The organism is Saccharopolyspora sp. NPDC000995 (assembly GCF_053599315.1).
This window is the reverse complement of sequence record NZ_JBSFLZ010000002.1, coordinates 58,540-77,782: the sequence shown is the minus strand read 5'-3', so window position 1 is coordinate 77,782 and position 19,243 is coordinate 58,540. Positions and strand designations below refer to the sequence as shown.

Below are 19,243 nucleotides of genomic sequence, written 5' to 3'. Positions count from 1 at the left end.
AGGCGGGCGAGCCCGATTCCGGCGTATTGTCCCCTACCCCATCAGGCTACCCCGTGGGGTTCTCCCGGAGATCATGTCCGTCCGCACGATCGCGCGCATTCGAAGTCCGGGAGGTCACTCGGCTCCTTCCCGGCGGACGACTGCGAACGTCAGCGCCGCACACCGCGCAGCGGCCAACGCCAGGACCACGAAACCCCAGGTGTAGTCGCCCGCCGAGCCGTAGATCGCGTCGGCACCATCAAAGCCCTGCGGATCCCGGTCGAGTTATCTGAGATTCCGCCACCCGCAATGCTGCACGATCAGCACCAAGATCACACCACGTACCGAAGGCCTTAAAACTCAAGCTCAGGCGAGGTCGGAGAGCTCCGCTTTGGGCGCCATCGTCCGTGGCGGCGCCTTCGGCGCGAAATCGGCACGTCGCCTGGGCCGCGGCGCGAGGACGTCGACGGTGCCGACCAGGACGATGTGGGCGTAGGCAGTGAAGCCCGTCGACAGGACGATCCAGCCCCCGCCGCTGAAGGCGTTCGGCTCGCACAGCCACAGGACGCCGACGAACACCAGCAGCGTCAGCACCGATGCACCGACGCGCGCGACGCTGCGGTAGGCCACCGCTGCGGGCCAGGTCAGCAGCGCTGCGACCAGCGCCAGCCCGAGGGGGCCGAGCCGGAATCCGGTGGTGAACAGCCAGAACTCGGCCGCCAGCAGCGCCGCCGCGATGAACGCCGAGGGCAGCCAGCGCGCCAAGCCGCGGCCGAACCGGTGCGCCAGGCGCCACCCCGACCACACGGCGAAGACCACGGTGAACAGCATCGCCAGCAGTGCGCCGGCGCCGAAGGACGTACCGGAGAAGTCGGCCACGACCAGCCAGTTCCCGGGCACTCCGCCGAACCAACCGAAGCTGTCCGCGCACGCGACATCCGAGCCGGTGCCGGATTCCGGACAGGCGACGGCCGGGGCGAGCATCGGCGCTTCCGCCGCACCTGGCGCGAACGGACCGGCTGATACGACGAACGAGCTCTGGAACGCCGACTCGTGCTGCTCGGCGGAAAGGATCTGCGCCCCGGGTAGCGACCCCAGCCCGATGCCGGTGAACGTCACGGCGCTGGCCGCCAGGAAGCCCAGCAGCGCCGCGCGGCGCGGGGCGGCGACGGCGTACAAGATCGCCATCAGCAGCGGCTTGATCAGCGTCATCGCCCGACGCCCGAACCACGGCAGCACGCCGCGCCCGGAGGGGCGGGCGGCGCGGTAGGCGAGCAGTCCGAAGCGCGTCGCCATCGACAGCGCCCGCGGCTCGCCGAGGTCGGCGAACCGCTGGCGGCCGACGTCGTAGCGCTCCACCTGGCTGGACAGCTGTGCAGGCGCGGGCAACGGCGGCTTGCGACCGCCGTCCGGGTCGGCCCCGGGCGAAACACTTGCCACGAAAGGGACTTCCGCTGCGGCAATGGTCCACTGCAGACGTTCGGTGAGCAGCCGCCGGGTCTCGGTCAGCGCGTGCTCGTCGTCCGGGTTGGCGAACAGCGCGTCGAGTTCGGCGCGCACCTCCCCCGCGTGCCTCGCCCACACCTCGGCCAGGAACCCGCGCCACTGCTTGGCCTGCTCCTCGCCAAGCTCCCCGAGTTCCGCCTCCGTCGGGCGGGAGACGATCGCCTGCAGCGCGTCGCCGAGCTCCTCCGAGCCGCCGTGGCGCTGCGCCAACCGCGTCGGGTCGGCGAGCAACCGGACCAGCGCGGCGGCGGAGTCCATCCGCCCCCACATCCAGTCGTTCGCCCGCCACTTCGCGGACAGGAACGCGCCGAAGTTGCCCACGTCCAGGCCGCGGATCTTGTCCGCGATCCGCAGCGGCGCAGCTTCGTCGCGCCGGAGCGCGGTGAACGGCAGCGGACTTTGCTCGTCGCTGACCACGCGCAGCAGGTTGATCCGCGTTCCCGGGACCCGGCCGACATCCAGCGGAGCGGTGAGGACCACCAGCTGCCGCAACGTCGCCGGTCGCCGGTCGCTGCGCTCCAGCAGCGAGTAGCCGATCTGCTGGGGTTCGTCGACGCGCTCGCGCGGTGGCGCCGCGGCGGCCAGCCGGTCCACGACCCGGTGCAGCACCGTGCGCGCCTCGGCGACCGCGTCCACCCCGGCGTCGTCCGGAACCGCGTCCGCACCCGACGATTCCACGATGGACATCAGCTCGCTTGCGAACTCCGCGAGTTCCCGCTGGAAGTCCTCGCCTTCCTCAACGGCGCGCAGGACCGCGGCCAGCAGCGGCTGGATCGGGGACGGCAACCGGTGCTGCAACCTGGTCCGGCGGCGCAGCACGCGCTGCACCCACTCGTCGAGTTCGGCGGTATCGACGATCGGTTCCAGCTTCGCGCCGTTGATCCAGTACCGGTCGGCATGTCCCTCCAGCACCTCGCCGAAGCTCCGCAGCCGGTACAGCACGGACTTGCAACGCCCGATCTCGCGCCTGCACCGCGCCCAACGTTCGATGTCCCACGCCCAGCCGAGGCATTCCTGCACTGCGGTGAGCAGGCCGCGCGCATCGTCGAAGACCCGCGTGCTGGCGTCGCTCCCGAGCCCAGCCGAAAGGCGTCGCGCGAGCTGCGTCCTCGCCTGCGCCGACCACTCCGCGAGCGGATCGCCGACCACGGGCGGCAGCAGCTTGCCGTCCTCGGTGCCCGAGGGCTCGGTGAGCAGCCGGTACACCGCCTGGGCGTCCAGTTCCGCGCGCACTACCGCGTTGTCCGGCGCAACCGCGTCGACGTGCTGCGCCAGCACCGACGCCCGCTCGTCGTCCGGCGCGGCGCGCAACGGGGCGAACAACGCCTTGCGGCGCAACGCTGTTCGCTCGACTATACGGTTGTGCTCGTCCAGCGCGTCGAGGTCGGCGAGCAACGATTCCTGGAACAGCCGGGCCTTCAGGGCCGTCGCGGTCACCGGCACGGCCAGCCCGGGCTCGCGGCGTTGGCCGTGCGAAGCGACGGGGTCCGGGTTCAGGTAGAGCAGCCAACGGTGGGTCGGCCGGTCCGCGGGCGCGGCCGTGATCGCATCGATCGCCGCCGTCACCGGGATGTTGTCCAGCACGCCGCCGTCGATGACCCGGAACGGCGGGAGCAACGGATCGGCGGCGGTCTCGGAGAACAACCCGATCATGTTCGGCTCACCGTCCGGCGGCTCGCCGAGCGACGAGCGCACCTGCGCGGGCTCGAAGGCGAACGGGAACGACGACGTCGAGCGGGCGGCGTGGGCGAGCCGCAGCACCGTGGCCGCGAAGTCGTCGCCCGCGCCGAAATCCGACAGCGGATCGCCGGCTTTCCCCCGATGGTGGAACCGGAACGACGCCGTGCGCCGCTCCTGCAGCATCGGCCCGGAGCGGCCGTCGAAGCGCTGCTCCAGCATCGGGTCCAGCAGCGTGGCGGTCAGCAACAGGTCGGCTTGGTTGCCGGGGCACTCCGCCGCCACTGGCACGTTGTCGGTGATGACGTCGGCGAGCTCGGCGCGGAAGTAGCGATCGCCCTCCAGCAACGACGGCGGGCGATGCTGCCAGAACTTCGGCACCGGCCGGGACATGGCCTCCACGTCACCCAGCCGCACCCACACCTCGCGCATCCGGTCGAAGGGCATGCCGTAGACAAGCGTCGCCGACAGCAGCGTCGCGTTGAGGCCACCGGCCGAGGCCCCGGCGAGCACGTCCACCGCGACGGAGTCGTAGCCGGACAGCTTCGCCAGCGCCGCCCACGGATGGGTATCGGCCGAATCGCCGTCCGCCTGTGCCCGGGAGTCCGCCACCGCCTCGCGGACCCGGTTGATCTCGGCGACCGCGCCGCCGATCCACACTGCCATGCTCGCGCCGCCGCGCATCGCCAGCGCCAAGCGCAGTTCCTGCTCGTTCTCCGCTCCTGCCGCGGTGGCCACCTCGGAGCCCGCCCTCTCGATCGACGTCTGAGGATCATCCGAAACCTACCGCGCGGATCAGCGCTACCGAGCCGCAACAGGGTGAACTCAACCCTTCCGCCAACGAACCGAACCCCGACGGTGCAACGCCACCACGCCAACGGCACCGGAAACTCCGTTTCCGCGAACAAAAGCCCGCGAGTGGTTTCGGGCGCTAAAGCCCCAAAAGCCACTCACGGGCGCTGACAAGCGAAAATCCCTCGGTTCACGCTTTCGCCTTTGACACCGGCGGCGCTGGCGCTTGGCGCACCCGCAACTCGCACCGGCGCGGGTGCTCAGACATCGCCTGGCGAGAACAGCCCCGAAGCCCTCATTCCGGTGGTGTCCAGCGGTCGGTTCTGGTCATGCCCGCCGCGCGGCCCTTGCCCGCGATCACCAGCGCCATCTTGCGGGACGCCTCGTCGATCATCTCGTCACCGAGCATCGCCGCACCCCGCTTGCCACCGGCCGCCGAGGTGTGCCACTCGTAGGCGTCCAGGATGTTCTCCGCGTGGTCGTAATCCTGCTGGCGCGGCGAGAACAGCTCGTTGACCGCGTCCACCTGCGCCGGGTGCAGCACCCACTTGCCGTCGAAGCCCAGCGCCGCCGACCGGCCACCCACCCGGCGCAGTCCCTCGACGTCCTTGATCTGCAGGTACGGCCCGTCGATCGCCTGCACCCCGGCCGCGCGGGCCGCGGTCAGGATGCGCATCAGGATGTAGTGGTAGGCGTCTCCGACGTCGTAGCCCGGCGGCTGGTGACCGACGATCAGCGACCGCATGTTGATCGAGGCCATGAAATCGGCGGGCCCGTAGACCAGCGCCGCCACCCGCCCAGAAGCGGCGGCGATGGCATCCACCTCGACCAGGCCGCGAGCGTCCTCGATCTGCGGCTCGATGCCGATCCGGCCGAGCTCCAGCCCGACGGCCCGCTCGATCTGGGTCAGCATCAGGTCCAGCCAGCGCACGTGCTCGGGGGTGCTCACCTTCGGCAGGATGATCGTGTCGAGCTCGGCGCCCGCGCCCTCCACGACGGTCACCACGTCCCGGTAGGTCCACTCGGTGTCCAGCGCGTTGACCCGCACAGAGCGGATCTTCTCGCCCCAGCCGCCCTCGTTGAGCGCGCGTACGATCTGGTCGCGCGCCTCCGCCTTCGCCAGCGGCGCCACCGCGTCCTCGAGGTCCAGGAAGAACTGGTCGGCGGCCAGCCCGCGTGCCTTGTCGATCATCTTCGCGCTGGACCCCGGCACCGCCAGGCAGCTCCGCCGGGCACGTCGACCGTCCACGTTGTCCTCCTCTGGCATCGCGAGTCGCTGCGTGTGTACCACGCCCGCCGCCGCGTGGGCCGGACAAGTGCCCGGCGGCACAGTCGGCGTTCCCGAGCGGCAGCGCCGCGCCTTTGCACCCGGGCAGCGGAGGGCACGGCAAGTGCCTAGCCTGATCCACGTGGCAGCCGCTACCAGGGTTTTCGCGGCCCGGATGGCCGGCCTGTCGGTGTTCGGGCCGGACGGCGAATCGATCGGCCGGGTGCGCGACCTCGTCGCCGGGCTCAGCGTCCGGCGGCAGCCTCCGCGCGTCCTCGGACTGGTCGTCGAGCTGCCAACCCGGCGCCGGATCTTCGTGCCGATGCTGCGGGTCACCCGCGTCGAACCGAGCGCCGTGACGCTGGCGACCGGCAAGGTGAACCTCCGCCAGTTCCACCAGCGCCCCAACGAACTGCTCGTGCTCGGCCAGCTACTCGACGCCCGGGTCGTCATCGACTCCACCGCCGCGCCCGCGGTCCTGGTCGACGTCGCGATGGAGCAGATCCGCACCCGCGACTGGCAGCTGGCCAAGCTCGCGGTTCGGGAGCGCACCGGGCGGCTCGGCCGCCGCGGCCCGACCCAGGTGCTGGACTGGGACCAGGTCACCGGGCTGGCGGTCGCGGAGCTCAGCGGTCACCCGCAGGGCGTGCAGCAGCTGCTCGCCATGTTCGAAACGATGCGCGCGGTCGACGTCGCGAGCACCCTGCACGAGCTGCCGTCCAAGCGCCGCTACGAAGTCGCGGAGGCGCTGGACAACGAGCGTCTCGCCGACGTCGTCGAGGAACTGCCCGACGAGGACCAGAAGGACCTGCTGGCATACCTGGACGAGAAGCGAGCGGCGGCCGTGCTGGAGGCGATGAACCCCGACGACGCGGCCGACGTGCTCACCGAGCTGTCCGAAGTGGACAAGGAGCGGCTGCTCGGGCTGATGGCACCGGAGGAATCGGCACCGGTCAAGCGGCTGATGGCGTACTCCTTCGACACTGCAGGCGGCCTGATGACACCGGAACCGATCGTGGTCGGACCGGACGCGACCATCGCCGAAGCGCTGGCGATGGTGCGCAACCCGGACCTGCCGGTCGCGCTGGCCAGCCTGGTGTTCGTCTGCCGCCCGCCGTCGGCCACCCCGACCGGCCGCTACCTGGGTTGCGTGCACATCCAGCGGCTGCTCCGCGAACCACCGTCCACTTTGGTCGCCGGCGCGCTGGACACCGATCTCGCGAGCCTCCCCGCCGGGGCGTCGCTGGCCGACGTCACCCGCTACTTCGCCGCCTACAACCTCGTGTGCGGGCCGGTGCTGGACGACGGGGAGCACCTCATCGGCGCGGTCACCGTTGACGACGTGCTCGACCACTTGCTGCCGGAGAACTGGCGGGAAAGCGGACTTCCCGAACCGGAGACCGGCCCGACGGACCAGGAGATGCTCTGATGCCCGAGCTGCTGACCCACCGCCGACTCGACCAACCCCGCCCGCCGCACCACTTCACCGTCTCGTTCGACCCGGAGCTGTTCGGGCAGATCTCGGAGCGGATCGCCCGGTTCCTCGGCACCGGCAAGTTCCTTTTCTGGATGACGGTGTTCGTGGTCGTCTGGATCGCAGTCAACCTGTTCGCGGTCAGCCTGCAGTGGGACCCCTACCCGTTCATCTTGCTCAATCTGGCCTTCTCCACCCAGGCCTCCTACGCCGCCCCGCTGATCCTGCTCGCGCAGAACCGGCAGGACGACCGGGACCGGGTCTCGCTGGAAGAAGACCGAGTGCGGGCGGCGCAGACCAAGGCGGACACGGACTACCTCGCCCGCGAACTCGCCGCGCTGCGGCTGGCGATCGGCGAGGTGGCCACCCGCGACTACCTGCGCACCGAGTTGGATCGGCTCCGCGAGGAAGTCCCCGGCCTGCGCAGCGAAGTCGAGAAACGCCGAATCCGCACCAGCTTCCGAGACGCCGACGACATCTGAACCCAGTGCGATTTCCATTGAGCCATTTTCGTCCTGGCCGATCCGCGCCGCGATGCTGGAAGTCCCACCAGGCTGCCGCAAGCGGCGTAGCCGCCTTGGCCCGCCCGCGCAGCTTGCACCGCCGCGGGTTCTCAGCGGCCTTGTCGTGAGGACAGCCCGGACGCCGCGATTGGTCCCCGGAGTCGAGAAGCCCGCTGAGGTTCCGCTGGCACCGCAACGCAAGAAGAGGTTGGAGAACGTTCAACGGGAACCAGCACGCTGTTCTCCATTGAAACCGCCGTCGAGGTCGGCGAAGAGGGCGACGATCGCCGGGGCCGTGACCTCGTGGGCCGCGTACTCCTCGCGGGTGCACCAGGCGAGTTCGGCGATCTCGGCGGCCGGCTCGGGGACCCCATCGAGTTCGCCCGTGTAGCAGCTGAGCTCGACCTGCACGCCATCTCCCTGACCGACGGCGTCGGTGACGTAGCGTCCGAAGAAGTCCGCCCCCAACAGCCCGACGCCGAGCTCCTCGCGTACCTCCCGGCACAGGGCCTGCACCTCGGTTTCGCCGGGATCGATCTTGCCGCCGGGCAGGTAGAACGCGGCCTGGTAGTCGGCGCGGACCAGCAGCAATCGCCGGTTCACGAACCGGACCAGGCCGACTGCCTGGATCAGCTGTTCGGGAGCGGTGGAGTTCGCATCGTGCACGACCTCATGCTTGCGCACGCTGCCCCGGCGGCGACGGCACACCCCCGTCGGCCAGCCTCTCGCAGGTGCGCATCAGCGCCTCCAGCTCGCCCGCGGTCGCGGAAAGGAAGTACCGCGCCACCCCGGTGCGGTGCGTCGCCGCCGCGAGCTGCAACCGCGCTTCGCCCCGTTCGGTGATCACGGCCTGCACACCGCGCCCGTCCGAATCGACCCGGACCCGGCGCACCAGCCCGAGCCGTTCGAGGCGGTCGACCAACCGGGTCACCCCGGAACGGGACAGCAGCACGACGTCCGCGAGTTCGGTCATCCGCAGCCGCTGTTCGGGGGCTTCTGCCAGCGCCTCGAGGACGTCGTAGGCGGCGAGCGTGAGCCGTTGCTCGGCGATCAGGTCGCCTTCCAGGCAGCGCGTTACCCTGGCGTGCGCGCGGAGGAAACTGCGGTAAGCCAACAACTCACTTCGAGTCGGTAATCGATCAAGCGCCGTCTCCGCCACGAAGATTGATATTACGGAACGCGTTCACTCGACTGCGCAGTGCCCCCGAACAAGAATCGCCTTCTGCTCGGCGAGCCCCACCTGACCAGCGCGGGCGACCCTGTCCCCGACGGGCTACCGGTCCGTAGCATTGGGATTGCCAACAGCCGGTGTGAGAGTCTTCGAGGTCGGCGCACGGCGTCGTCCGAAGCGACCACCGACCACGTCCGCAACTTCAGCTTGCCGAGGTAACCGTGACCAGTACGCAGTCCGCGCCCACCGAGGACGCCGTTCGGAAGGCCCTCAGCCAGGTAGAGGACCCGGAGATCCGCCGGCCGATCACCGACCTGGGCATGGTCAAGAGCGTGTCCATCGGCGCTGGCGGCGCCGTGGCGGTCGAGGTGTACCTGACGGTCCAGGGCTGCCCGATGCGGGAGACGATCACGCAGCGGGTCACCAGCGCCGTGTCCGCCGTCGAGGGCGTCAGCTCGGTCCAGGTCGAACTCGACGTGATGAGCGACGAGCAGCGCACCGAACTGCGCAAGATGCTGCGCGGCAGCGCCGAGGAACCGCGCATCCCGTTCGCCGAACCCGGCTCGATGACCCGGGTGTACTGCGTGGCCTCGGGCAAGGGCGGGGTCGGCAAGTCCAGCGTGACGGTCAACCTCGCGGCCGCGATGGCCAAGCGCGGCCTGTCGGTCGGCGTGGTCGACGCGGACATCTACGGCCACTCGGTGCCGCGGATGCTCGGTGCGGGCGGCAAGCCCACCCAGGTGGAGAAGATGATCATGCCTCCGCAGGCGCACGGTGTGAAGGTCATTTCCATCGGCATGTTCACCCCCGGCAACACGCCGGTGGTCTGGCGCGGGCCGATGCTGCACCGGGCGCTGCAGCAGTTCCTGTCCGACGTCTTCTGGGGCGACCTCGACGTCCTGCTGCTCGACCTACCACCCGGCACCGGCGACGTCGCGCTGTCCACCGCCCAGCTCATCCCGAACGCGGAGATCCTGGTGGTCACGACCCCACAGCAGGCGGCGGCCGAGGTCGCGGAGCGGGCCGGGGCGATCGCCATGCAGACCCGGCAGCGGCTGGCCGGCGTGGTGGAGAACATGTCCTGGATGGAGTTGCCGGACGGCCAGCGGATGGAGGTCTTCGGCTCGGGCGGCGGCCAACTGGTAGCGGAGTCGCTGAGCCGTTCGATCGGCTCGGACGTGCCGCTGCTCGGCCAGGTGCCGCTGGACCCGCGGCTGCGCGAAGCGGGCGACAACGGCACCCCGCTGGTCCTGGAGGCCCCGGACTCGCCGGCGGCGGTGGTCCTCAACGACATCGCAAAGCGCCTGTCCACGCGAGCGCGCGGCCTCGCGGGCAAGCTCCTCAGCGTTTCCCCCGCCTGATCACCACGCTTCCGGGTGAGAGGTGAGGGGCACCCTTGGGCGACTATGCCGATGACTATGCCGCTCAAGGGTGCCCCTCACCTCGAAAAAATTACTCGGTTGGGGTTTATGTGTGCTTCGCTACCGCGAGGAGGCCCGGGCCGGTGGGGAGTGTGACCGGGATGAGGTCGTCATCCTCCTGGATGGAGCGGACCAGGTCTCGCAGGGCCAGGGCCAGGGCGCTCCGGGTGTCCGGGCTGGCCAGCTGAACACCCGCGAACACGATCACCCCGCCTGGGCGCAGCAGCCGAACGCCGAGCTCCAGGTACCTCGGGTAGTCCGTGGTCGCGATGCCCACCGACACCAGGTCGTAGCCACCTTCGGTCAGCCGCGGCATCAGGTCGACCGCCCGGCCGGCGATCAATCGGGTCCGGCCCGGCGGCACGCCCGCCTCCCGCAGCGTGGCGCGGGCCGCGCGTTGGGCCGCCGCGTCGGCGTCGATCGAGGTCAGCACGCCGTCCGGGACCATTCCCTGGAGCAGCCACAACGCGCTCTCGCCCGACCCGGTGCCGACCTCCACCACGGCCTTGGCCCGCAACGCCGCCGCCAGGAACCGCAGCACGTGCAGCGGCGACGCCCCGACTGATGTGTCCGTCGGACCGCCGGTCGGCGCACCGGACAAGCGGGATCGCGCCTGCTCGCGGCCCACGGGCCCGGCACCCACGGGCGTCTCGGGTATCACAACGCGAAAGGTTATCGGCGTTGCCCAAGTCGATGTTCCGCGCGCCCGAATTCGTTAGGGGGCCGTTCCCGGCAGGCCGCGATGAGACCTGGATCACATCGAGTTCTCAGCCAGTTCTCAGGCGTCTTTAATCGCTACCTCACCAGGGCATACGAGAGTAAGCACGTCACAACCGACACCCATCGGCGTCTCCTCGACGACAACGCCGGGAACAACGGAGGCGACATGTCCGTTCTTGGAGATGCAACCGCACAGGAGGTGGCTTTTCGCCCAATGGCAACACAGCCGATGAGTGTGGCCCCAAGCGTCCAGCAGAGCACCGTCTCGCCCACCGCGGAAGAGATCGCCTGGACCCCGCCGACGTGGGACGAGGTGGTCCGGCAGCACGCCGACAGGGTCTACCGGCTGGCGTACCGCCTGACCGGCAACCAGCACGATGCCGAAGACCTGACCCAGGAGACCTTCATCCGGGTGTTCCGGTCGCTCGCGTCGTACAAGCCGGGAACGTTCGAGGGGTGGCTACATCGGATCACCACGAATTTGTTCCTGGACATGGCCCGCCGCAGGTCCCGCCTGCACATGGAGGGCCTGCCCGAGGACACCGACCGGCTGCCCGGCGGTGGTCCGAGTCCGGAGCAGGTCTTCAACGACACCCACCTCGACCCCGACCTGCAGGCGGCGCTGGACGAGCTGCCGCCGGAGTTCCGGGCGGCGGTCGTGCTCTGCGACGTCGAGGGGCTCTCCTACGAGGAGATCGGCGCCACCTTGAGCGTGAAGCTCGGTACTGTGCGGAGCAGGATCCACCGCGGGCGCCAGATGTTGAAAGCCACCTTGGAAGCTCGCCGCGAGCATCCCCGGGAGGTTTGACGAATGACGGTTTTGCGTGGGTGGGGGCTGCCGGAGCAGCACCTCGCGCTGGACGCGATCGTCGCGTTGGTGGACGGGGAGCTCAGACCGAGCGCCCACGATCGCGCCGTAGCGCACTTGGCCCACTGCCCCGCGTGCACCGCGGACGCTGCCGCGCAGCGGCAGGCCCGCGCCGCGGTCCAGGCGGCCCAGACACCGTCGATCTCACCGAAGTTCCTGCAGGCCCTGCAGGCCATTCCCACACACGCGGAACTGCCGAGTCAGCCGGACGGCTTGGCGCTGACCGACGACGGCCAACTGGTCGCCGTGGCCCGCCCGGACCGGGCGAAGCGGTTCGGCGACGGGGTCGCGCTCGGGTCCAGCAGGCCGTTGGGCGGCACCCAACAGCCCTTCGGCAGCGCGTCCCCTTTTGCACATGACGACGACGCCCCGTCGCGGCGGGTCGGCCGCCGCACCCGGCAGGGCGCCGGCGTGGTGTTCTCCGGCCTGGTGCTGGGCGCCCTCGCCTTCATGAACCTGCCGACCGACGAAAACGGGCAGCCGATCCCGAGCGCACCAGACCCGCTACCCGGCGGGGCGTTCACGAAGGCCGTCGTACCGGCTTCGTCGCGCGAAGCGCTGCCCGCCGAGCCGAGCGCTGACCATCCGGCATCTCCGCACGTCGCCGCGGCCCATCCGCCCTCGTCCGTGCCCCCGGCACCGACGAGGGCGGCCCCCGCCCCACCGAGGAACTGAGCGCTCCTCCCGGCGAAGACAGCGACTTCGCCCGCTCCCACACGAACTTCACCGGTCGCCCGGCAAAATGGGCGTGCCGGCAGTGGGCTCACATGCCGGTGGCACGGGCACACCGCCCGTGTGATCCACTCGAACGGACGAGTCCCGACCGCATGCCCGGGGAGCGATGAGCGATCAGCCAGGAAGGCCCGCGCAGGGCTCCGACGCCGACCAGGGACGTCGGGATCAACCCCACGCAGGCCAGCAGGAGCCCCACGGGCGACCCGCCCAACCCGTGCATCCGTGGCAGGGCGCGACGAACCCCACCCGGGGAATGCCCGCCGGACCGGTCACCCCGCCCCCAGCCGTGCAGAACGGACAGGCCGAACCACCCCACGTCGCTCACGGCGAGCAAGCCGACCCGGACAGCACCGCCGTGCACGGCAGGCCGGCCGAACCACCGCACCCCGGGCAGCACGCCTCACCGCCCCGCCTCGCCCCGCGCCCGCTGCGCCGCCCCTCGGTCGACCCGTCGCAGAGCTCAGCGTTCGGCCGTCCGAAGGGCGTGGCCGGCAGCTTCGACTCGAACCGGCGCGAGCTGCCGGTGCGCGGCATCGAGCAGACCCCGCCCCCGCCTGAAGCCCTGGCCCAAGCATTCAGCCGCCCGCCGCGCAGCGGCGAACGCCTCCAGCGGGCGCCGGGCGAGCAGCCTATGACGCCCGAGCCGGCCGACGAGCCGGCGCTGTGGAACTCAGGCGAGCGCGATCCGTGGCGCGACCCGGCCGCGGCCGCCATGATCGGCCCGCCCGCCCTCGTCGAAGAACCAGCGGACAAGCCCGACAGCACCGAAACCGGTCCGCTGCTGAGCGCCCGCGAGGTCCTGTTCGGTCGCCGGGTGCACCCGCGCGCGCTCGCGATCCTCGCCGCGGTCGCCCTGCTCGTCGGCGTAGCCGGCGGCCTCCTCGGCCGGATCACCGCCGAGGAGGGCAACCCGCTCACCAACCCCGACGTCACCCTCGCCGAGGTGGAGCAGGGCAAGGATCGACCGAAGGGCACCGTAGCCGCGGTCGCGCAACGCGTCGTTCCGGCCGTCGTGTCGATCGAGGTGCGCGTCGGCGCGCAGGGCGGCAGCGGATCTGGGGTGGTCATCGATGGCAACGGATACGTGGTCACCAACAACCACGTCATCTCGATGGCCGCCGACACCCCGAACGCGCAGGTCTCCACGGTCTTCCACGATGGCACCCGGGCCCCGGCGCGGATCGTCGGGCGGGACGTGAAGACCGACCTGGCGGTGATCAAGGTCGAGGTATCCAACCCGACGGTGGCCCAGCTCGGCGGCTCCGACGGGTTGGCGGTCGGCGACGAGGTGATCGCCATCGGCTCGCCGCTGGGCCTGGCCGGCACCGTGACCACCGGCATCGTCAGCTCGGTGCACCGCCCGATGCGGCTGGCCGGTGAGGGCACCGACACCAACGCGGTTATCGACGCGATCCAGACCGATGCCGCGATCAACCCCGGCAACTCCGGCGGTGCCCTGGTCGACGGCAACGGCGCGGTGGTCGGCATCAACAGCGCGATCCGCACCCTCGGTGCTGGCGGTGAGGGCGGTTCGATCGGGCTGGGTTTCGCGATCCCGATCGACGACGTCCGGCGCATCGCCCAGGAGTTGATCCGTACCGGCAACGTGCAGCACGCCAACCTTGGTGTCAACGCCAAGTCGGTCAGCGACGGGCTCGCCGACGGCGCCCAGGTGCAGAACGTGCAGGACGGCAGTGCCGCGGCGGCGGCCGGGATCGCCGAAGGCGACGTGATCATCAAGGTCGGCGAGCGCAAGGTCGCTGGCGCCGACGAGCTGATCGTGGCCGTCGACCGGCACCCGGTCGGCGAGCGCGTGCCGGTGACCGTGGTCCGGCAGGGCCGCGAACTGGTCCTTGACGTGACCCTGAAATGAGCGCACGGGTCGCCCGGTTCTCGGATGGGCACACCCGGTGCGCGGGACCGCGCGAGTGGGCGCGCCCAGGTGGCGATTACGAACGAAATCGCCGCCCGCCAGGCGCGGAGAACGGGTCGCAGCGCGAAATCGCCACATCCGCGCCCCGGCCACCGCCACGGGTCCGCCGACGGAGGCCCTCGAGGAAATTTCGCGGGCTGGACGACCTCCGAGGTTCCGGCCTCCAGCGCTGGTTCCCCGCCGAACGCGCAGCTAACAGTTCGTTAAGGCCAGTGGCTGGGCTACTTCCCCCTCCTGCGGCTACCACCCGGTCGGTACTCTGGGGGCGTTGCCAGCTCATGCGGTGCTGGTCCGCGAGCCCGCGAAGCCCCGGAGGTAGTCGAGAGGTGTTCGATAGCATCGGCTGGCCCGAACTCCTGGTTCTCGTCGTGGTCGGGCTGTTCATCCTCGGCCCGGAGCGCCTGCCGCAGGGCGCGGCGTGGCTGGGCAAGACGGTCCGCCAGGTCAAGGAGTACGCGACCGGCGCCCGCGAGCAGATCAAGTCCGAGCTCGGCCCGGAGTTCGACGAGCTGCGCAAGCCGCTGGAGGACCTGCGCGGCATCCGCAACTTCAACCCGCGCACGGCGGTGACCAAGCACCTCTTCGACGGAGAGAACCCGCTCGACGGCATCACCAACACCAACGGCAGCACGAACGGCAGCGGCTACCAGCCGAAGCCGGCGGACCCGGCGAAGCCCGAGCAGCGTCCGCTCGCCCCAGGCGAGCGCCCCCCGTACGACTCCGACGCGACCTGACCGGGCAGCCCTTCACGTTTTGCCGATCGTGGCTTCACGAAGCCTGCGTGACGGCACGCGCCTGCGCGCGGGAACCGCGAGGCCGACGGCGAGCGCGGCCACCGCCAACCAGCAGCACAGCAGGACCGTCATGCCAGACCAGCCCCACGCGCCGTAGGCGGCACCGCCCACCACCCCTCCCACGCTGCTGCCGCCGTAGTAGGCGAACTGGTACAGCGCGGACGCCTGGCCTCGGGCAGACGCCGATGCCCGCGCCCCGACCCAGCCGCTGGCCACCGAGTGCGCGGCGAAGAACCCGCCGGTGAACACGACCAGGCCCACCACGATCACGAACAGGTTGCCGGTAAGCATCAGCAGCAATCCCACCGCAGTCACCGCCAAGCTGGTGAACACAGCCCGCTTGCGTCCCCAGCGATCCGCGGCGCGACCGGCGAGCGCAGAGGTGACCGTTCCGGCCGCATAGGAGAGGAACGCGAGCGCAGCGAACGCCGGAGGCACTAGCAATGGCGCAGCGGTGAGGCGGAAGCCGAGCACGTTGTAGACGGTGACGAATGCGCCCATGCCTAGCGCAGCGACCAGATACGGCGCGTAAAGCACCGGGTCGTTGACAGCGGCGCGCAAGCCGCCGAGCAGCGGTCGCCAGCGCAACGGTTGCCGGTGGTGGTTGCGTTCGGCGGGGAGCAGCACCACGAACAGCACCGTGCACACCCCAGCGAGCAGCGCCACCGCGAACATCCCGCCGTGCCAGCCGGCGAAGTCGCCGACCACTCCGCCCAGCAGCCGACCGGACATGCCTCCGATGGTGGTGCCCGCGACGTAGAGGCCCATCGTCGTGCCCAGGTGCTGGCCGCCGGTCTCGTCGGCCAGGTAGGCGACCGCGACCGCGGCCAGGCCCGCGATCGCCGCGCCCTGGACCAGCCGGACGGCCACGAGCACCGGGAAGAACGGCACCCACGGCAGCAGCAGGCCCAGGACTTCGGCGATCAGCAGCGCCACGATCATGGTGCGGCGGCGGCCGACCGCCTCCGACAGCGTGCCGAGCGGAATCGCCGCGACCGCCAGCCCGAGCGTGCTCGCCGAAACCAGCAGCGCCGCCGTGCCCGGGTCCAGCGCGAAGACGTCGGCCAGCTGCGGAAGCACCGGTTGCGGCGCGTAGAGCAGGGCGAACATCGCCAATGCGCCGAGCAGCAGGGCGATGCGGATCTTGCGGATTCGGGCCGGATCGACGAGATTCACGAGCTCGAACGTAAGCAGGCCTAATTAATGCGTCCAATTCAGCTTTGCAGCATCATTGATGCGATGATGAATCAATCAGCCGTGCCGGACGACGCGCCGCAGCTCGCGGCCCATCTCGCCCCGGCGCTCGCCGTGCTGCGGGCGGTCGCCGCCGAGGGCCATCTCACACGAGCGGCCGAGTCCCTCGGGGTCCCGCAGCCGACTGTCAGCCGCACTCTGGCGAAGCTGGGAGAGCGACTCGGCACCCCGGTGATCGTGCGGCAGGGTCGCGGCATCCACCTGACCCGCGCCGGCGCCCTGCTCGCGGAGGCCGCCGAAGACGCGATGCGCGGGCTGGAGGCGGGCTGCCGCGCCGTAATCGAGGAAGTCGACCCCGATCGCGGGCACGTCACCTTCGGGTTCCAGCACACGATGGGCAGCACCCTGGTGCCGCCGCTGCTGCGCGACTTCCGCGACGAGCACCCGCACGTGCGGTTCGGGCTCGTGCAGGGCCCGCGGGACGCCATGCTCTCGCGGGCCTGGTCGGGCGAGGTCGACCTCTGCCTCACCTCACCCCTACCGGAGGGCGATCCGCGCTGGGAAACCGCACCGCTGTGGGAGGAACCGCTGGTCGCGGTGCTGTTCATGCGGCACCGGCTGGCCCGGCGAAGCAAGCTGCGGCTGGCCGAACTCGCCGAGGACGACTTCGTCGCGACCCGCCCCGACTACGGCTTGCGGCAGATCTTCACGGGCCTGGCCGAGCGCGCCGGCTTCGAGCCGCGACTGGCGTTCGAGAGCGAAGAGGTCGACACGGTGCGGGGTTTGGTCGCCGCCGGGCTCGGCGTGGCGCTGCTGCCGCCGGGGGACAACGGCCCGGCACCGGGCACCGGCGAGATACCGCTGGATCCGCCGGCGCACCGCACGATCGGACTCGCCTGGCCGGCCGGCCGAACTCTGCCTCCAGCGGTCCGCACGTTTCGCGATTTCGTCCTGGGCCAGCGCAATTTCAATGGAAATGGAAGGTCCGATTTCCATTGAAATCGTGCCTCAACTCGCCGGGGTCACTCCGAGAGGTTCGCGGCCAGTTCGACGAGGCTGCGAGCCGCGAAACCAGTACCGCCCGGCACCACCTCGGCGTAGTCCTTGTCGGCCCGGGCCGGGCCCGCGATGTCCAGGTGCGCCCACCGCAGACCGCCGGTGAACTCGCGCAGGAACAGCGCAGCAGTGATTCCGCCGGGCCCCGGTGGGGCCTGCTTCACGTCGGCCAGCTGGCCCTTCACGTCCTCGGCGTGGTCCTCCAGCAGGGGCATCCGCCACCAGGCCTCCCCGACCCGCTCCCCGGCCTCGCGGATGCGGTCGGCCAGCTCGTCGTCCGTGGCGAACAGCCCGCCGGTGCGCAACCCCAAGGCGACCTTCATCGCCCCGGTCAGCGTCGCGACGTCCACCAGCAGATCGGGCTCGAGCCGGTCCACGGCGTAGGCCATGGCGTCGGCGAGCACCATCCGGCCTTCGGCATCGGTGTTGGCGACCTCAGTGGTGGTGCCGCCGTAGTGCCGGACGACGTCGCCGGGCCGGTAGGCGCTGCCGGAAACGTGATTCTCCGCCGACGGCACCAGGCCGGTCACCCGGACCGGCAACCCCAGCCGCGCGATGGTCAGCAGCGCGCTGATCACCGACGCGCCGCCGGACATGTCGGTGCGCATCAGATGCATGCCCTCGGCGGGCTTGATCGAGATGCCGCCGGTGTCAAAGGTGATGCCCTTGCCGACCAGCACCAGGTGCGGACCCCGGGCATCCTGCGGCCGGTAGGTCAGCTCCAGCAGCCTGGGCGGCCGCGACGAGCCGCCGCCGACCGCGAGGATCCCGCCGAAACCGTTGTCGGCGAGCCACTTCTCGTCGCGCACCGCGGCGGTCAGGTTCTCGACGTCGGCGGCAAGTTCAGCGGCGACCCCAGTGAACCAGGCCGGGTCCTTGATGTTCGAGGGCGCGTTGGCGAGGTCGCGGGCCAGAGCGGTGGCCGCCGCCAGCTCGCGAGTCCACCGGACCTGCTCGCCCAGCGCGGCCTGGTCGGCACCCTCCGGCGCCACGAGCAAGACCTTCCGCAGGCGCGGCGGCGCCGGCTTGGCGGTTACCCGGAACCGGTATCCGCCCAGCGCCAGCCCCAGCGTCAGCGCCGATACCGCGTTGCCGTCGACGTTGTCGGGCAGCCGGATCTGGAGGTAGTCCGCGTCGGAGGCGTCCCCGAAATCGCCGATCTCGTCCTCTGACTCCGCTGCCTCGCCCAGCTTCTCGCGCAACGCGCGCGCCAGCGCCGCCCCGGCGCTGCGCCATTTCATGGCCTCCCCGGAGCCGACGCCCACGACCCAGCCGACGCCGCCCGTCGGCAGCGGAAGCGCGCGGACGTCACCGGCGGCGGCGGTCGCGCCGACGGCCTGCAGCACTGCGATGTCCACATCGAACGATTCGGCCGCGGCGGCCAGGTCCGGCCCCGCCTCGCCATCGAAGACGGGGACCGCGCCGTGCACGCCGTCTTGCCACCGCTGCACGACGTCCACTTCGACCAGTGACGTCGGGATCACGGGCAGTGCCGGGTCCGCGTCGCGGGCCGGCTGGGCGGAACGGAACACTGAAGCACCGGACACGAGAAGACCTTCCTGCACGGGCTCGCCGCGCGCACTCGACTGTCTGTCCTTGAAACGGCCGGTCGGCTCGTGCGGCCCGCACAACGGGTTCAACGACAGCTCCGAAGCTACCGTTCTCGCAGGCCCGGGCACGATGCGCACCCGGTCCGGGCCGCAGGGGCGGCATGCCGGGTGATCACGGGGCGGTCCAAGGAGTCGCCTGCTGCCGACGACGGCCCCGGCGCCACCACGGCACCGGGGCCCGACCGCGGCGAAGAACGCTCGCCACTCGCCGTCGACTTGATTACGTTGTCGCCTCGGACGCTGGGTGCACCGGCTCGCGGTGTTTCCCCGATCGCCAGCTGGCGGCCTCAGCCGGTGGCCGACTCCAGGGCGTCGCCCAGGTTCTTGGCCTCCTCGACCGACATCTCGACGACGAGCCGCCCACCACCCTCAAGCGGGACGCGCATCACGATGCCGCGTCCCTCCTTAGTCACCTCGAGGGGACCGTCACCGGTCCGGGGCTTCATGGCCGCCATAGCGTGCTCCCTCCGTGAACTCATCCCCCGCTGATCGCCACAACCAGCTCGGGTCCTCCCCATTCTCCCCCATCCCGAGGCGCGGACG

At 70.8% G+C, this 19,243-nt stretch carries 16 protein-coding genes; 8 read left to right on the top strand and 8 right to left on the bottom strand.

What is annotated here, in order from left to right; genetic code table 11:
- Positions 1-345: 345 nt before the first annotated feature.
- The gene (locus ACWDKQ_RS01715) at positions 346-3,900 is read right to left on the bottom strand and encodes a patatin-like protein (protein WP_450136846.1); all 3,555 of its coding nucleotides are present in this window, start codon (positions 3,898-3,900) and stop codon (positions 346-348) included.
- 349 nt (positions 3,901-4,249) lie between these two features.
- Entirely contained in the window at positions 4,250-5,221 is a 972-nt protein-coding gene (locus tag ACWDKQ_RS01710) for an HpcH/HpaI aldolase/citrate lyase family protein (protein ID WP_450136845.1), read from the bottom strand.
- A gap of 142 nt (positions 5,222-5,363) precedes the next feature.
- Here ACWDKQ_RS01710 and ACWDKQ_RS01705 point away from each other — a divergent pair, with 142 nt between their 5' ends.
- Complete coding sequence (locus ACWDKQ_RS01705) at positions 5,364-6,650, top strand: magnesium transporter MgtE N-terminal domain-containing protein (protein WP_450136890.1); 1,287 nt, start codon at positions 5,364-5,366, stop codon at positions 6,648-6,650.
- A complete protein-coding gene (locus tag ACWDKQ_RS01700; protein ID WP_450136844.1) occupies positions 6,650-7,177 on the top strand; it encodes a DUF1003 domain-containing protein in 528 nt (175 codons plus the stop codon). The genes ACWDKQ_RS01705 and ACWDKQ_RS01700 overlap by 1 nt, the downstream gene beginning before the upstream one ends.
- 240 nt (positions 7,178-7,417) lie before the next feature.
- On the opposite strand, the gene ACWDKQ_RS01695 is transcribed toward ACWDKQ_RS01700, so the two are convergent.
- Positions 7,418-7,864 carry an NUDIX hydrolase gene (locus ACWDKQ_RS01695; RefSeq protein ID WP_450136843.1) on the bottom strand — a complete coding sequence of 149 codons (447 nt, stop codon included), beginning with the start codon at positions 7,862-7,864 and terminating at the stop codon, positions 7,418-7,420.
- Positions 7,865-7,868: 4 nt separating this feature from the next.
- Complete coding sequence (locus ACWDKQ_RS01690) at positions 7,869-8,315, bottom strand: MarR family winged helix-turn-helix transcriptional regulator (protein WP_450136842.1); 447 nt, start codon at positions 8,313-8,315, stop codon at positions 7,869-7,871.
- 275 nt (positions 8,316-8,590) lie between these two features.
- On the opposite strand from ACWDKQ_RS01690, the gene ACWDKQ_RS01685 reads away from it, so the two are divergent.
- The gene (locus ACWDKQ_RS01685; protein ID WP_450136841.1) at positions 8,591-9,730 is read left to right on the top strand and encodes an Mrp/NBP35 family ATP-binding protein; all 1,140 of its coding nucleotides are present in this window, start codon (positions 8,591-8,593) and stop codon (positions 9,728-9,730) included.
- A gap of 106 nt (positions 9,731-9,836) precedes the next feature.
- Here ACWDKQ_RS01685 and ACWDKQ_RS01680 read toward each other — a convergent pair whose 3' ends face one another.
- Positions 9,837-10,433: an O-methyltransferase gene (locus ACWDKQ_RS01680; RefSeq protein ID WP_450136840.1), complete on the bottom strand. Its 597-nt coding sequence runs from the start codon at positions 10,431-10,433 to the stop codon at positions 9,837-9,839.
- A 306-nt stretch (positions 10,434-10,739) separates the two neighbouring features.
- Between ACWDKQ_RS01680 and sigE the strand changes: the two genes are divergently transcribed.
- From sigE to tatB, 4 genes are all read left to right on the top strand, one after another.
- The gene (gene sigE, locus ACWDKQ_RS01675) at positions 10,740-11,318 is read left to right on the top strand and encodes an RNA polymerase sigma factor SigE (protein WP_450136839.1); all 579 of its coding nucleotides are present in this window, start codon (positions 10,740-10,742) and stop codon (positions 11,316-11,318) included.
- Between the two features lie 3 nt (positions 11,319-11,321).
- Positions 11,322-12,053, top strand: a complete 732-nt coding sequence (locus ACWDKQ_RS01670; protein ID WP_450136838.1) for a zf-HC2 domain-containing protein — start codon at positions 11,322-11,324, stop codon at positions 12,051-12,053.
- A gap of 313 nt (positions 12,054-12,366) precedes the next feature.
- Complete coding sequence (locus tag ACWDKQ_RS01665; RefSeq protein WP_450136889.1) at positions 12,367-13,986, top strand: trypsin-like peptidase domain-containing protein; 1,620 nt, start codon at positions 12,367-12,369, stop codon at positions 13,984-13,986.
- Between the two features lie 386 nt (positions 13,987-14,372).
- Complete coding sequence (tatB, locus tag ACWDKQ_RS01660) at positions 14,373-14,780, top strand: Sec-independent protein translocase protein TatB (protein WP_450136837.1); 408 nt, start codon at positions 14,373-14,375, stop codon at positions 14,778-14,780.
- A 12-nt stretch (positions 14,781-14,792) separates the two neighbouring features.
- On the opposite strand, the gene ACWDKQ_RS01655 is transcribed toward tatB, so the two are convergent.
- A complete protein-coding gene (locus tag ACWDKQ_RS01655; protein ID WP_450136836.1) occupies positions 14,793-16,016 on the bottom strand; it encodes an MFS transporter in 1,224 nt (407 codons plus the stop codon).
- 66 nt (positions 16,017-16,082) lie between these two features.
- Between ACWDKQ_RS01655 and ACWDKQ_RS01650 the strand changes: the two genes are divergently transcribed.
- Positions 16,083-17,033 carry a LysR family transcriptional regulator gene (locus ACWDKQ_RS01650; RefSeq protein ID WP_450136835.1) on the top strand — a complete coding sequence of 317 codons (951 nt, stop codon included), beginning with the start codon at positions 16,083-16,085 and terminating at the stop codon, positions 17,031-17,033.
- Between the two features lie 23 nt (positions 17,034-17,056).
- Here the strand turns inward: ACWDKQ_RS01650 and ACWDKQ_RS01645 are convergent, their stop codons facing one another.
- Positions 17,057-18,637: a leucyl aminopeptidase gene (locus ACWDKQ_RS01645; protein WP_450136834.1), complete on the bottom strand. Its 1,581-nt coding sequence runs from the start codon at positions 18,635-18,637 to the stop codon at positions 17,057-17,059.
- A 350-nt stretch (positions 18,638-18,987) separates the two neighbouring features.
- Entirely contained in the window at positions 18,988-19,155 is a 168-nt protein-coding gene (locus tag ACWDKQ_RS01640) for a DUF3117 domain-containing protein (RefSeq protein ID WP_009949794.1), read from the bottom strand.
- Positions 19,156-19,243 lie beyond the last annotated feature (88 nt).

Excerpts from the sequence above, each read along its gene's own strand:
- ACWDKQ_RS01710 (WP_450136845.1), bottom strand. The coding sequence starts at position 5,221 with ATGCCAGAGGAGGACAACGTGGACGGTCGACGTGCCCGGCGGAGCTGC.
- ACWDKQ_RS01700 (WP_450136844.1), top strand. The coding sequence starts at position 6,650 with ATGCCCGAGCTGCTGACCCACCGCCGACTCGACCAACCCCGCCCGCCG.
- sigE (WP_450136839.1), top strand. The coding sequence starts at position 10,740 with ATGAGTGTGGCCCCAAGCGTCCAGCAGAGCACCGTCTCGCCCACCGCG.
- ACWDKQ_RS01670 (WP_450136838.1), top strand. The coding sequence starts at position 11,322 with ATGACGGTTTTGCGTGGGTGGGGGCTGCCGGAGCAGCACCTCGCGCTG.
- ACWDKQ_RS01665 (WP_450136889.1), top strand. The coding sequence starts at position 12,367 with ATGCCCGCCGGACCGGTCACCCCGCCCCCAGCCGTGCAGAACGGACAG.
- ACWDKQ_RS01650 (WP_450136835.1), top strand. The coding sequence starts at position 16,083 with ATGAATCAATCAGCCGTGCCGGACGACGCGCCGCAGCTCGCGGCCCAT.
- ACWDKQ_RS01640 (WP_009949794.1), bottom strand. The coding sequence starts at position 19,155 with ATGGCGGCCATGAAGCCCCGGACCGGTGACGGTCCCCTCGAGGTGACT.